Source organism: Paucibacter sp. TC2R-5, from assembly GCF_025717605.1.
GTDB lineage: Bacteria > Pseudomonadota > Gammaproteobacteria > Burkholderiales > Burkholderiaceae_C > Paucibacter_A > Paucibacter_A albus.
Genome location: NZ_JAJIRQ010000016.1, coordinates 1 through 14,715 on the forward strand (window position 1 = coordinate 1; position 14,715 = coordinate 14,715).

General features: G+C 59.2%; 7 protein-coding genes. 2 read left to right on the top strand and 5 right to left on the bottom strand.

Features of this window, described 5'->3' with window-relative positions:
• The 5 genes from LNV08_RS22305 to LNV08_RS22325 form a co-directional block, all read right to left on the bottom strand.
• On the bottom strand, positions 1-239 hold a 239-nt coding region (locus LNV08_RS22305; RefSeq protein ID WP_263535954.1), incomplete at its 3' end, for a hypothetical protein.
• Positions 236-3,817: a beta strand repeat-containing protein gene (locus tag LNV08_RS22310; protein ID WP_263535955.1), complete on the bottom strand. Its 3,582-nt coding sequence runs from the start codon at positions 3,815-3,817 to the stop codon at positions 236-238. The genes LNV08_RS22305 and LNV08_RS22310, both read right to left, overlap by 4 nt.
• A gap of 20 nt (positions 3,818-3,837) precedes the next feature.
• Positions 3,838-4,617: a hypothetical protein gene (locus LNV08_RS22315; protein ID WP_263535956.1), complete on the bottom strand. Its 780-nt coding sequence runs from the start codon at positions 4,615-4,617 to the stop codon at positions 3,838-3,840.
• Between the two features lie 373 nt (positions 4,618-4,990).
• Positions 4,991-12,241 carry a hypothetical protein gene (locus LNV08_RS22320; protein WP_263535957.1) on the bottom strand — a complete coding sequence of 2,417 codons (7,251 nt, stop codon included), beginning with the start codon at positions 12,239-12,241 and terminating at the stop codon, positions 4,991-4,993.
• Positions 12,242-12,316: 75 nt separating this feature from the next.
• A complete protein-coding gene (locus LNV08_RS22325) occupies positions 12,317-12,571 on the bottom strand; it encodes a hypothetical protein (RefSeq protein ID WP_263535958.1) in 255 nt (84 codons plus the stop codon).
• A gap of 218 nt (positions 12,572-12,789) precedes the next feature.
• Here LNV08_RS22325 and LNV08_RS22330 point away from each other — a divergent pair, with 218 nt between their 5' ends.
• Both LNV08_RS22330 and LNV08_RS22335 read left to right on the top strand, forming a co-directional pair.
• Positions 12,790-13,215, top strand: coding sequence for a hypothetical protein (locus LNV08_RS22330; RefSeq protein WP_263535959.1), 426 nt, complete (start codon positions 12,790-12,792; stop codon positions 13,213-13,215).
• A gap of 81 nt (positions 13,216-13,296) precedes the next feature.
• Positions 13,297-14,580 carry a hypothetical protein gene (locus LNV08_RS22335; protein ID WP_263535960.1) on the top strand — a complete coding sequence of 428 codons (1,284 nt, stop codon included), beginning with the start codon at positions 13,297-13,299 and terminating at the stop codon, positions 14,578-14,580.
• Positions 14,581-14,715 lie beyond the last annotated feature (135 nt).

Here is a 14,715-nt window from a genome sequence, read left to right on the forward strand (position 1 = left end):
CCACGCAGGGCGCCGGTATTGAGCGCACGCAGGTCATCGGAAACCAAAGCAGCAATCTGATCAGTCAGCAGTCCCGTCACCTGGGCGCTGCCCAGCGAGGCGGCCTGCGCGGTGGTCATCGCCACGATTTGATCGGTCGTGAGGGCAGCGGCTTGCGCGCCGGTCAGACCCTTCAGGCCAGCCGTACCGATGGCCGCAAAGTCGTCGGTCGTCAGCGACTTTACCTGCTCGGTCGTCAACGCCGTAATCTGCCCCGAATTGATGGCCTTGNAGCCTGCGCGGTGGTCATCGCTACGATCTGATCGGTTGTCAGCGCAGCAGCTTGTGTGGCGGTCAGGCCCCTCATGCCTGCGGTGCCGATGGCTGCGAAGTCATCGGTCGTCAGCGACTTGACCTGCTCGGTCGTCAACGCCGTAATCTGGCCAGAGCTGATGGCCTTGAACTGCGTGGCCGTCAAGGAGCTTAGGTCATCGGTGCTCAGATTCTGGATCTGAGTGGCCGTCAAGGCATTGACTTGGCTCGTCGTCAAGTTGCCGATTTGATCCGAGGTCAAGGCACCGATCTGCTCGGTGCTCAGCCCACGCAGGGCGCCGGTATTGAGCGCACGCAGGTCATCGGAAACCAAAGCAGCAATCTGATCAGTCAGCAGTCCCGTCACCTGGGCGCTGCCCAGCGAGGCGGCCTGCGCGGTGGTCATCGCCACGATCTGATCGGTCGTGAGGGCAGCGGCTTGCGCGCCGGTCAGACCCTTCAGGCCGCCAGTGCCAATGGCAGCGAAGTCATCGGTCGTCAGCGACTTGACCTGCTCGGTCGTCAACGCCGTAATCTGCCCTGAACTGATGGCCTTGAACTGCGTGGCCGTCAGGGAGCTGAGGTCGTCGGTGCTCAGATTCTGGATTTGGGTGGCCGTCAAGGCATTGACTTGGCTCGTCGTCAAGTTGCCGATTTGGTCCGAGGTCAAGGCACCGATCTGCTCGGTGCTCAGCCCACGCAGGGCGCCGGTATTGAGCGCACGCAAGTCGTCAGAAACCAAAGCAGCAATCTGATCAGTCAGCAGACCCGTCACTTGGGCGCTGACCAGCGAGGCGCTTTGCGCAGTGGTCATCGCCACGATCTGATCGGTCGTCAGCGCAGCAGCTTGTGTGGCGGTCAGGCCCTTCAGACCAGCCGTGCCGATGGCCGCGAAGTCATCGGTCGTCAGCGACTTGACCTGCTCGGTCGTCAGCGCCGCAACCTGGCCCGAACTGATGGCCTTGAACTGCGTGGCCGTCAAGGAGCTGAGGTCGTCGGTGCTCAGATTCTGGATTTGGGTGGCCGTCAAGGCATTGACTTGGCTCGTCGTCAAGTTGCCGATTTGGTCCGAGGTCAAGGCACCGATCTGCTCGGTGCTCAGTCCACGCAGAGCGCCGGTGTTGAGGGCGCGCAGGTCATCGGAGGCCAGGGCTGCGATTTGATCGGTCAGCAGACCCGTCACTTGGGCGCTGACCAGCGAAGCGGCTTGCGCCGAGGTCATCGCTACGATCTGATCGGTTGTCAGCGCAGCAGCTTGTGTGGCGGTCAGGCCCCTCATGCCTGCGGTGCCGATGGCTGCGAAGTCATCGGTCGTCAGCGACTTGACCTGCTCGGTCGTCAGCGCCGCAACCTGGCCCGAACTGATGGCCTTGAACTGCGTGGCTGTCAAGGAGCTGAGGTCGTCGGTGCTCAGATTCTGGATCTGAGTGGCTGTCAAGGCATTGACTTGGCTCGTCGTCAAGTTGCCGATTTGATCCGAGGTCAAGGCACCGATCTGCTCAGTGCTCAGTCCACGCAGGGCGCCGGTATTGAGCGCACGCAGGTCATCGGAAACCAAAGCAGCAATCTGATCAGTCAGCAGTCCCGTCACCTGGGCGCTGCCCAGCGAGGCGGCCTGCGCGGTGGTCATCGCCACGATTTGATCGGTCGTGAGGGCAGCGGCTTGCGCGCCGGTCAGACCCTTCAGGCCAGCCGTACCGATGGCCGCAAAGTCGTCGGTCGTCAGCGACTTTACCTGCTCGGTCGTCAACGCCGTAATCTGCCCCGAATTGATGGCCTTGAACTGCGTGGCCGTCAAGGAACTGAGATCGTCGGTGCTCAGATTCTGAACCTGAGTGGCTGTCAAGGCATTGACTTGGCTTGTCGTCAAGTTGCCCAATTGATCGGACGTCATGGCGCCGAGTTGATCTGTACTCAGCCCACGCAGGGCGCCGGTGTTGAGGGCGCGCAGATCGTCTGAGACGAGGGCTGCGATCTGGTCGGTCAACAGGCCCGTCACTTGGGCGCTGCCCAGCGAGGCGGCTTGCGCCGAGGTCAGCGCCACAATTTGATCGGTTGAGAGTGCGGCGGCTTGCGTGCCGGTCAGCCCCCTCATGCCTGCGGTGCCGATGGCTGCGAAGTCATCGGTCGTCAAGGATTTCACCTGTTCAGTCGTCAACGCCGTAATCTGGCCAGAGCTGATGGCCTTGAACTGCGTGGCCGTCAAGGAGCTGAGGTCGTCGGTGCTCAGATTTTGGATCTGGGTGGCCGTCAAGGCATTGACCTGGCTCGTCGTCAAGTTGCCGATTTGATCCGAGGTCAAGGCACCGATCTGCTCGGTGCTCAGCCCACGCAGGGCGCCGGTATTGAGCGCACGCAGGTCATCGGAAACCAAAGCAGCAATCTGATCAGTCAGCAGTCCCGTCACCTGGGCGCTGCCCAGCGAGGCGGCCTGCGCGGTGGTCATCGCCACGATCTGATCGGTCGTGAGGGCAGCGGCTTGCGCGCCGGTCAGACCCTTCAGGCCGCCAGTGCCAATGGCAGCGAAGTCATCGGTCGTCAGCGACTTGACCTGCTCGGTCGTCAACGCCGTAATCTGCCCTGAACTGATGGCCTTGAACTGCGTGGCCGTCAGGGAGCTGAGGTCGTCGGTGCTCAGATTCTGGATTTGGGTGGCCGTCAAGGCATTGACTTGGCTCGTCGTCAAGTTGCCGATTTGGTCCGAGGTCAAGGCACCGATCTGCTCGGTGCTCAGTCCACGCAGGGCGCCGGTATTGAGCGCACGCAAGTCGTCAGAAACCAAAGCAGCAATCTGATCGGTCAGCAGACCCGTCACTTGGGCGCTGACCAGCGAGGCGCTTTGCGCAGTGGTCATCGCCACGATCTGATCGGTCGTCAGCGCAGCAGCTTGTGTGGCGGTCAGGCCCTTCAGACCAGCCGTGCCGATGGCTGCGAAGTCATCGGTCGTCAGCGACTTGACCTGCTCGGTCGTCAGCGCCGCAACCTGGCCCGAACTGATGGCCTTGAACTGCGTGGCTGTCAAGGAGCTGAGGTCGTCGGTGCTCAGATTCTGGATCTGAGTGGCCGTCAAGGCATTGACTTGGCTCGTCGTCAAGTTGCCGATTTGATCCGAGGTCAAGGCACCGATCTGCTCGGTGCTCAGTCCACGCAGGGCGCCGGTATTGAGCGCACGCAAGTCGTCAGAAACCAAAGCAGCAATCTGATCGGTCAGCAGACCCGTCACTTGGGCGCTGACCAGCGAGGCGCTTTGCGCAGTGGTCATCGCCACGATCTGATCGGTCGTCAGCGCAGCAGCTTGTGTGGCGGTCAGGCCCTTCAGACCAGCCGTGCCGATGGCCGCGAAGTCATCGGTCGTCAGCGACTTGACCTGCTCGGTCGTCAGCGCCGCAACCTGGCCCGAACTGATGGCCTTGAACTGCGTGGCTGTCAAGGAGCTGAGGTCGTCGGTGCTCAGATTCTGGATCTGAGTGGCTGTCAAGGCATTGACTTGGCTCGTCGTCAAGTTGCCGATTTGATCCGAGGTCAAGGCACCGATCTGCTCAGTGCTCAGTCCACGCAGGGCGCCGGTATTGAGCGCACGCANNNGTTCTGGACCTGGGTGGCCGTCATGGTGTTGACTTGAACCGTCGTCAAGTTGCCGATTTGGTCGGAGGTGAGGGCACCGATTTGCTCGGTACTCAGCCCCCGCAGAGCGCCGGTGTTGAGGGCGCGCAGGTCATCAGAGGCCAGGGCGGCGATCTGGTCGGTCAGCAGGCCAGTCACTTGGGCGCTGACCAGCGAGGCGGTTTGCGCCGAGCTCATTGCGATGATCTGATCGGTCGTCAATGCTGCAGCTTGAGCTGCACTCATGCCCCTGAGGCCCCCGGTGCCAATGGCCGCAAAGTCATCGGTCGACAGTGACTTGAGCTGATCGGTCGTCAGCGCAGCCATTTGGACTGAATTGATGGCCTTGAACTGCGTTGCAGTCAGCGCATTGAGGTCGTCGGTGCTCAGATTCTGGATCTGCGCGCTAGCCAAGGCATTGATTTGACCCGTGCTCAACGAACCCAGTTGATCGGTTGACAAGTTACCCAACTGTGCATTACTCAGGGTGCGGATGGCAGCACTGCCGAGTGCCCGCAAATCTTCGGTCTGCAAGAACGCAATTTGATCGCTACTCAACGAATTGATCGGCAAAGTCCCAAGCGAAGCGTACTGCTTGGTCGTCAACGCAATGATCTGATCGCTGGTGAATGCGCCCCAGTCTTCCGACGTGAATCGGCTCAGTGTTTTCGTTGACAGTCCAGCAATTTGAGCTGTCGAGTAGCTTGCGATCAGAGTGGTCATGGTGAGCTCACTTGGTTTATTTCGTCTGCAACAACATTAATGAGGTGCTGCTTGCAGAATTCGGGCTTCTGGAACGTCATCCGTTCTAGCTTGCGCATTACCAGCCTCGCATCCATCGCGAAGTTGGGTCGAAGTTGGCGGTCAGTGTTTCAAGCTAAGAGTGACTGCGAGGCGGCCTAAACCGACTCATATCTTTCTTATCGTCACTCTGATTTCGACGACATCTGCGCAAACTTGAGGCAGTCACACGAAGCCCTGGCATGGAGACACCTCTTGCGAGCAGATTCATTGAGATCGGGCACCCGCACGAAACTCCCGGGCCAGGCCTTGGTCTTTGCGGTGAGCAGATTGACGTTTCGGGCATTTCGCCACCTCAAATCAAGGGGAGTAGGGGTGTTTCGCCTTCGTCCGGGAGACGTTTCAAATGAGGCAAAAACATTGACATAGAACTAGCGATCGCTTGTGTTTCGGGTGAGACCATCAGCTTTTGGGCATTGGCTTCAAAGCTTGACTCACTCACTTCGGCAAGTTGTTCGCCAGGACCATTTAGCACTTCGCCTAGCTTAGGGATTTGTGGCTGCCGCGAAGGGTCGATAAAACTGTCTTTTGCGAACCAAACATCGGCCATGGCATGGGTCTGGCCGTCATTGGTTCTGTAGTCAGACACCAAACCCAGCAAATTGCCGTGGTCGACGGACTGCCCTGAATGCGCTCGCAGATTCAACTCGGCAATGCCAAGGTCCTGCAAAGTCTTTAGTTCACCCGCGTCGGTCTTGCCGTCGCTGTTGGCGTCGACCCAAACCCGCAAGTCTTTGAACGACCGATCTTCACTGGACAGCCGGCCATCCAGGTTGAGGTCCAACTCTTGCATGGCCAAGTAGCCATGAGCGGCCCGGCGGCCATCGGCCAACAGGGTCCCTGAGCCGAATAGCTCCCGGCCGCTGTTGATCTGACCATCGCCATTGCGGTCCATTACCAATAGACCGTCCTGTGGCCCGGCCCAGCCCCACTTTTGACTATTGCCGGTGCCGAAGAGGTCAAAATGAACGCCGTCTGCGGCGGCTTTGGTGCTGACGCCATTGCCGTCCAGGTCCAAGATGATCGGAGAGGCCGCTTGCAGGCCGTCCAATTGCTCGCTGCTGAAGACGGCGATGGCGGCGTCCGAGAAGGCCAAGACCTGAGCCATCGACATGGCCGCAAGGTCGCTCGACTCAAAACCAGGGATTTGGTCGGTCGTGAAGCTGTGGATCTGCTCGGTGGTTAAACCGGCTATCTGCGAGATTTGAAGGGCCTCAATGTCCTCGGTCTGGAAATGAGCGATCTGATCCGTACTCAAGCTGCCAAGCTGAGTTGAGGTCAAGGCGGCGATATGTTGAGTTTCCAAGGCCAGAATATCGGCGCTGTCCAGCGTGGCCAATTGATCGCTCGTCATGGAGCGGATATGGCCGGAGGTGAGGGCGCTGATCTGCTCTGTACCGAAGGCCGCGAACTGCTCGGTAGAAAGACCCATCAAGGCTTGGCTGCCCATGGCATGAATGTCTTCCGTTTGAATCGCGGGAATGTCTGCCACTTCTATGCCGCGCATCTGTGCAGAGTTCAGCACCGCGAATTGATTGCTGGTCATCGCCGAAATTTGCTCGGAGCTGAAGGCCGCCAGGTCCTCGGAGCCCAAACCGCGCAGCGCGCCGGTCGTCAAGGCAGCCATGTCTTCGTTGGCGAAGACCGCAAACTGCGCCGAGCTCATGACGCCGACTTGGTTCGCGCTAAGACCCGCGACCTGTGCTGTGCCCAAAGCTTGCACGTCATCGGTCTCCCAGTTCTGGACCTGCGAGGTGGTCAGCGAGCTGACCTGAGTGCGCGTCAAGGCCGCTACTTGCTCGCTTTGCAAAGCATTGAGCTGAGTACTGCTGAAGCCCTTCAAGGCAAATATGCTCAGCGCGGCGACGTTGTCGGTGCTCAGGCCGGCCACCATCTCGGTCGAGAAGCCTTGCAACTGCGCCGACGTAAACCCGCGGATCTGTTCGGTGTTGAAGGCATTCAGCTCGTCGGTCCCGATGGTGGCCACCTGGCTCGAAGTCATGGCCCCGAACTGGGTGTTGGTCAAGACCTTGAGCTGATCGGAAGTCAGGGCCGAGAACTGCAGCGTCGTCAGCCCTTGAATCGCGGCGGTGGACAAGGCGCGCAGGTCTTCACTTTGCAATAGCGCCAACTGTTCGGTGCCGATACCGCTGATTTGCGCGGATGTCATGGCCGCAGACTGGGCGGTGCTCATCGCAATGATCTGATCGCTGCTGAGCGCCGCGATCTGCGTTGAGCCAATGCCTCGCCAGCCGGCGGTACTGATGGACGCAAAGTCCTCTGTCGTCATGGTTTTGAACTGGGCACTGCTGAGGGCTTGAATCTGATTTGAATTCAGGAAGCCGAACTGCAGTGTCGTGAGTGCATTCAGGTCCTCACTCCCAAGCCCGAGTACTTGCCCGCTGGTCAGTGCAGCAATTTGGTTGCTGCCGAGCGCCTGAAGCTGATCGGAGCCGAGTGCCGCCAACTGCGAGGTACTCAGGGCGCGCAAAGCGCTGCTGTTCAAGGCGCGCACATCGTCGGTTTCCAACTGCTGCAGTTGATCGGTTTGCAGACCCAGAACCTGGCCGCTGCTCAGCGCTGCGGCCTGGGTCGTGGACAAGGCCTTGATTTGATCGCTGCTCAACTGGCCCATCTGTTGCGAACCCAGGCCGCGCAAACCGCCGGTGCCGATGGCGGCAAAGTCATCGGTAGCCAGCAGTTTCAGCTGATCACTGCTCAAGGCGGCAATCTGGCTGCTGGCGATGGCTTGGTACTGCTCGGTCGTCAAGGCGCGCAAGTCCTCGGAGGTCAAGCCGAGCATCTGGATGCTGGTCATTGCATTCACTTGGCTCGTACTCAGCGCGGCGATCTGCGCCGAGTCCAAGGCCGCGATCTGCGCGGTACTGAGCGCGCGCAGACTCAGACTCGCCAAAGCCTGCAAATCATCAGTGGCCATGATGCTGGCTTGCTCGGTAGTAAAACCAAGCACTTGGGTGCTGCTGAATGACGCGAACTGTGCGCTGCTCATGGCCACGATTTGTTCGGTACTCAACGCGCCCAGCTGGCTTGAGCTCAGGCCACGCAGACCGGCGGTGCCTATGGCCGCGAGGTCCTCGCTGCTCATGGCTCTGAGCTGATCGGTGCCCAAGGCGGCGATTTGGGTCGTGCCAATGGCGGCGAACTGCGCCGTGCTCAGCGCGTTCAAGTCTTCACTGCTCAAAGCCCGGATCTGTGTGCTGGTCAAGAAGTTGACTTGCGCCGTGCTCAGCGCCGCCCATTGCTCGGTGCCGAATGCCGCCAACTGATCGCTGCCCAAATTTCGCAGCGCTGCACTGCTCAGAGCGCGCACATCGTCGGTCGCAAAGGCCGCTATCTGCTCCGTGCTGAAGCCCTTCATCTGTGCGCTGGTCAGGGCGGCGACCTGCGCGGTGGTCAGGACGCGAATTTCATCCGTGCTGAGTGTGCCGAGCAGGTTTTGCGGCGCAGTCACCAAGGCCGCCACCTGCGCGGTGCTCAGAACGCTGATCTGGTCACTGTTCAGCGCCTGGAACTGGTCTGTCGTCAGAGCTCTGAGCGTCGCTGGGTTGAGTGCGCGCAGATCGTCGGTCTGAAGCCTAAGCATCTGATCTGTGCTGAGGCCCGCGACTTGAACACTCGTCAAGGAGGCTGCTTGAGCGGTGCTCAAGGCCATGATCTGATCGGAGCTCAGCGCCGCAAGCTGGCCCGAGCTCATGCCGCGCAGCCCCAAGGTGCCGATGGCGGCAAAGTCCTCCGTGTTCAGCGTAGTCAGTTGATCGGTGCGCAGCGCGGCCACCTGCGTCGAACTGATCGCGCCAAATTGCAAAGAGCTGAGGGCGTTCAAGTCATCACTGCCCAAGCCTTGTATTTGAGCGGAGGTCAAGGCGTTGATTTGAGTGCTGCTGAGTTGTGCGATTTGGGTGGCGCTCAAAGCAGCCAGCTGATCGGTGCCGAGCGCGCGCAAGGCGCCGCTGCTCATGGCCCGCAAGTCATCGCTTTCCAACTTGCTCATCTGTTCGGTGCCGAGGCCCGTCACCTGCAGGCTGGTCAACGAAGCGGCTTGGGCCGTGCTCAAGGCCATGATTTGATCGGTGGTCAGCGCTGCCATTTGCCCCGAGCTGAGGCCCCGCAAGCCCGCCGTGCCGATGGCAGAAAAGTCCTCGGTGCCCAGCGTCTTCAACTGATCAGTTGTCAATGCGGCAATCTGCGTCGACGCGATGGCGCGGAACTGCGCCGAAGTCAGGGCATTCAAGTCCTCGCTGACGAGGCCCTGAACTTGTGTGCTGGTCAGCGCATTGACCTGGCCCGTGCTCAAGGCGGCCAACTGATCGGAGCCCAATGCGGCCAATTGATCGGTGCCCAAGGCTCGCAAGGCAGCCGTATTTAGCGCCTTCAAATCATCCGTGGCGAAGGCAGCAACTTGCTCGGTGCTGAATCCCCTGACTTGACCACTGCCCATTGCAGCGACTTGCGCCGTGCTCAAGGCGCGGATTTCATCGGTGCTGAGCACCGCCAACTGATTGACGGGCGAACTCGTCAGCGCGGCGATCTGGCTCGTTGTCAAGGCGGCAATTTGGTTCGAGTCAAGCGCCTGAACCTGATCGCTGCTCAAGGACCGAATCACCGCGCTGCCAAGCGCCCGCAAGTCTTCGGTCTGCAAGTGGCCGAGTTGCTCGGTGCTCAAGCCGAGTGCTTGTGCACTGGTCAAGGCCGCGCTTTGTGCCGTCGTCAACGCAATGATTTGCTCGCTGCTCAGCACCGCGACTTGGGCCGAGCTGAAGCCTTTCAATCCGGCGGTCCCGATAGCGGCGAAGTCCTCGCTGCTCAGTGCTTTTATTTGATCGGAGGAGAGGGCCGCTGCTTGCGCTGAGGTGAGGGCGCGGAACTGCGCCGTAGTCAAGGCATTGAGGTCTTCGCTGCCCCAGCTTTGAATTTGAGCGCTGCTCAAGGCAGTGACCTGGCTGGTGCTCAACGCGGCGATTTGGTCTGAGCCCAAAGCGGCCAGTTGCTCAGAGTTGAAGGCACGCAGAGCGCTTGTTCCCAAACTGCGCAAATCATCGGTCGCCAGCGCCGCGATCTGATCGGTGCGCAAACCTAGGACTTGGCTGCTCGTCAACGATGCCGCCTGCAAAGTGCTCAAAGCCACGATTTGTTCGCTCGACAAGGCAGCCAATTGGCTCGAGCCCAGGCCGCGCAAGCCAGACGTGCCAATGGCAGCAAGGTCTTCGCTCGCCATCGCCTTCAGCTGATCCGTCAGCAGAGCGGCGATTTGCGCCGAGCTGATGGCCTTGAACTGGAGGGAGGTGAGGGCGTTCAGATCTTCGCTGCTCAGGCTCTGCATCTGCAGGCTGGTCAAGGCATTGACTTGCGCGGTGCTGAGGGCAGCAAATTGGGCCGAGCCCCAGGCGGCCAATTGCTCGGTGCCCAGGGCGCGCAGGGCGGCGGTGTTGATCGCCGCCAGGTCATCGGTCGCGAAGGCGGCCATCTGCTCGGTGCTCAGACCCTTCACCTGGGCGCTGCTCAGGGCGGCCGCTTGCGCCGTGCTCAGGGCCCGAATTTCATCGCTGCTGAGCAAAGCCAAATGGTTGACCGGCGAGCTCGTCAACGCGGCGATCTGGCTCGTTGTCAAGGCGGCAATTTGAGTGGAGTCCAGCGTCTGAAACTGCTCGCTGCTCAATGAGCGGATCACAGCCGTGCCGAGGGCGCGCAAGTCATCGGTTTGAAGATGGGTGACTTGTTCACTGCTCAGGCCGAGCGCCTGGCTGCTGGTCAAGGACGCCGCCTGCGCGCTGGTCAACGCAATGATGTTTTCGCTGCTCAGCGCGGCAACTTGGGCGGAGCTCCAAGCGCGCAAGGCGGTGGTGCCCATGGCGGCGAAATCGTCGCTGCTCAGCGTCTTGATTTGATCGGATGAGAAGGCGGCCGCCTGGGCCGAGCCGAGCGCGCGAAACTGTGCCGATGTCAAGGCATTGAGATCGGCGCTGCTCCAATTCTGGATCTGCGTGCTGGTCAAAGCATTGACTTGCGCGGTGGTCAAGGCGCCAATCTGCTCGGTCGTCAGGGCGCCGAGTTGATCGGAACCCAGCGCCCGCAAGGCCGCAGAGTTGAGCGCGCGCAGATCGTCGCTGGCCATGGCGGCAAGCTGATCGGTGCGCAAGCCGGCCACTTGGGCGCTGCCCAGCGACGCCGCCTGAGCGGTCGTCAAGGCCACGATCTGCTCGGTCGTGAGCGCCGCGATTTGCGCGGAACTCAGCCCCTTCAGCCCGGCGGTGCCGACGGCGGCGAAATCATCGCTCGTCAGCGCCTTGACTTGGTCGGTCGTCAGCGTAGCAAATTGCCCCGAACTGATGGTCTTGAACTGCGCAGTCGTCAGCGCATTGAGGTCGTCGGTGCTCAAGCTCTGAATCTGGGTGCTGGTCAAGGTATTGACCTGCGTCGTGGTCAGCATGCCGATCTGATCGGAGGTGAGGGCGCCAAGCTGATCCGAACTCAGCGCGCGCAAGGCGGCCGAGTTGAGGGCCCGCAGGTCATCGGTGGCCAGCGCAGCAACCTGGTCCGTCCTCAGACCCAGCACCTGACTGCTGGTCAGCGAGGCCGATTGCGCGGTGGTCAGCGCGACGATCTGCTCGCTGGACAAAGCGCCCATTTGGGCCGAAACCAGGCCACGCAGCCCGGTCGTGCCAATAGCGGCCAAGTCTTGGGTGCCGAGGGTCTTCAACTGGTCCGTCGTCAGCGCGGCAACTTGGGCCGAGGCAATGGCGCGAAGCTGGGTCGAGGTCAGCGCATTCAGATCCTCGCTGCCCAGCGACTGAATCTGGCTGGCGCTCAGGTTGTTGACCTGTGCCGTCGTCAGCGCGGCGAACTGGCCTGAGTCCAGCGCGGCCAATTGCTCGGTGTTGAAGGCCCGCAAGGTGTCGGTCGTCAAGGCCCCTAAATCATCGCTGGCCAGCTTGCTCACTTGTTCACTGCTCAGGCCGCCAATTTGCACGCTGCTCAATGCGGCAGCCTGGGCCGTGGTCAGCGCGATCAGTTGTTCGCTGCTCAAGACTGCCAGCTGAGCTGAGCTAAAGCCGCGAAGACCGGCGGTGCTGATCGCGGCAAAGTCCTCGGTCGTCAAGGTTTTCAGTTGGTCACTCGACAGCAGCGCGAGTTGGGCGGAACCGAAAGCCCTGAATTGAGCCGAGGTCAATGCATTGAGGTCTTCGCTCGCCAAGCTCAGCAGCTGGGCGCCGCTCAATGCGCCGACTTGCGAGCTGCTGAATGCAGCAAACTGATCCGAGCCGAGCGCAGCCAACTGTTCGTTTGCAAGCGCACGCAAGGCGCTGCTATTCAAGGCACGCAAGTCGTCGGCTTGGAAATAGCTGACCTGCTGGCTGCTGAGCGAAGCAATCGCGAACGTGCTCAAGGACGCGAATTGCTTGGTGGTCAGCGCGATGATCTGGTCGCTGCTGAAAGCGGCCCAGTCCTCGGAAGTAAACCGCGTGAGTGTGCGGGTATTCAGCCCTGAAATCTGAGTGGTCGAAAGACTTGTAATCAAGGTGCTCATAGCTGGCCCAGCAAACGCACAGCAAGAACGCGACCGCGCAAGCTCATCGTGTTGATACAGGCTTCGGTATGCAAATCAAACGCGCAGGCGACTTGAAGACGCAAGTTCGTCGGCCTTATGGGTGATTTGCGGGTCTGCCTGTTCATCGCTGATTCGCTTAGAAATGGGCCGTTTCATGGGGTAGAGCTTGGGGGCTCGCTCGGCTTCGTCCATCCTTGCCCGGTCGAAAACAAAAATAGTTCTAAAGTTTTTCTTGGAACTGCCGATGTTAGAAAGTTGCGCCCACGGCATAGGGCGCATAAGCGGGAGCATTTCTTGGCTGTTCGGCATCTGCGGGATTTGCTGGGCGGGCTGCCAAGGTATGGTTTCGCGCCACGACGCGGAACGCCAGGCTGCGTTTCAGCCTCACTGATCAGGCAAATCAGCCCGATCTGGCCTTGTGCCAGGCGCACATGAAAGAGTTCATCCGGCGCGTTCGGCGTTTGCTTCCTGGCTTTGTCTACGTTGCGGCTTTCGAGCAGCAAAAGCGGAGCGCTTGGCACGTGCACATGGCCGTTCACAAACTGCCGCCGCTGTTGGGCTGGGCCGGAACCAAGGTCAAAAGCTATAACGTGATCCGGGCTGTGTGGCGCTCCGTGGTCGGTGATCTTGGCGGCAACATTGACCAGCAAAGGCGGCGCAAGTTTTCGCGCCAGTCCTCGGCCAAGCTCGCGGCCTACCTGAGCAAATACATGCTCAAAGCCTTCGAGGACGGTGATGATTGGTCAAACCGCTACATCGGCTCTACAGGGGTGGTGATCCCTGCCGCCCAAGTGCTGCGTTTCCGTGGCGCTCGGCTCGCTGAGTTGATCGATCTGGCCTTTGGCGCCGTGGCAGAAGGCGTCTGTCAAGTCTCCACCTGGCTATCTCGTTACGGTGACGCATTCTTTATCAGTACAGAGGCAGGGCAGGGGCCGCAGTTCGGACCTTGCTAACGGTTCCTTTTTTTGTGGCAACCCGTGCCGGAACAGACCAGATTCATTGTTTGGTTTTGTTGGGCCTAACGTTTAAAAAGTGTGGCAACATTCTTTATGGGTCCAATAGCTCTTTTTGATAAGTCCTTTCTACAGTCGCTTACGGTTGACGAATCAGTGTGGTTCGACCACTTTTTCTATTCAAACATTTGCCCTCTTTTCTACGTCGAGACATTAGCTGATCTCACAAAGGGCACAACCTCAACGGGTCGTACGGCTGAAGATACCGTTAGGATCATTGCCGACAAGACTCCTGTTCTTGGTGGCGCGCCATGTGTTCATCACCGCGAACTCGTTATTTCTAACTTGATGGGCCAATCGATTCCAATGAACGGTCAGATCCCGAGAGCTGGAGGCAGACCTGTTCGGTCAGCTAACGGAAAACGGGGATTGGTGTTTGATGAATCACCAGAGGCGAAAGCATTCGCACGGTGGCAGCAACAGGACTTCCAAGAAGTCGAGCGAGCTCATGCTCGTGGGTGGCGGGAGATGCTCACAAATCTTGATTTGCCAGCCACATCGGCAGCGATGCGGGCTCTGGGAATTAATTCTAGGGAATGCAAAACTGTTGAGCAGGCACACTGCATCGCAATGCAGCTAGTTCACGGACGCACTCTGCCGTTTGAACAGATGGCGTTGTTGTTTTCTTTTTTGTACATCCCGCCTGATCTTCAGCGCCTGATTCTTCAACGCTGGGCCATCGATCAGAATCGCCCCTTAGGTGAGTACGCACCTTATGCCGCTCATGTACTGGTAGTAGAGATATTCTTTCAAATCGCATTGGCGGCAAGCCTTATTTCTGATGGGCGGGCATCCAATCGAGTCGACATTTCTTATTTGTGCTACTTGCCGTTTTCTATGGTGTTCATTTCCTCCGACAAACTGCATAAAAAGTGCGCTGGTGTATTTTTGCGAAAGAACCAGGACTTCGTTTGGGGTCCGGATTTAAAATCGGAGCTTGCCCGCCAGAACACAGACTTTGGGAAGTTACCACAGGAAGTACTGGAAACAGGGCTCATGAAGTTTGCTGGTGCACCGCTTGGCGAAGAGGGAAGTCTTCTGATCACTTTGTGGGATCGGCATATGCGTGGCTGGCGCAAAAGGGATGAAAACTCAGTATCGCTGACGCCAGAAGCGGAGAAGAGATTGATTGAAGAAATGAAGGCACTGACAAAGGCGCCAATGGCGAGACCCTCCGTAGATGAGGAAGAAGTCGAAGTAGACCAGATGGCAATACAACGATTGGTCCCCAAGCGTAAAGGCAATTGGTGGCTGTTACCAAAAGACTTGAAAGCCAACGATGATGATGAGCCGATTGGGGCTTAATGCCTTGGGTGGCCCAATTTAGGCCAGATTTGGCGATAAACGAAAAATTTTTGCAAATCCTGGCCTAGTGTTGTGTTGGTTTAATCAGCTTATATTGAGAGTTAGCTTAATCTACTATCTGACTATGCATCTTGA

Bases quoted from the DNA above. Each gene is read 5' to 3' on its own strand.
- LNV08_RS22320 (WP_263535957.1), bottom strand. From the start codon at position 12,241: ATGAGCACCTTGATTACAAGTCTTTCGACCACTCAGATTTCAGGGCTG.
- LNV08_RS22325 (WP_263535958.1), bottom strand. From the start codon at position 12,571: ATGCCGAACAGCCAAGAAATGCTCCCGCTTATGCGCCCTATGCCGTGG.
- LNV08_RS22330 (WP_263535959.1), top strand. From the start codon at position 12,790: ATGGCCGTTCACAAACTGCCGCCGCTGTTGGGCTGGGCCGGAACCAAG.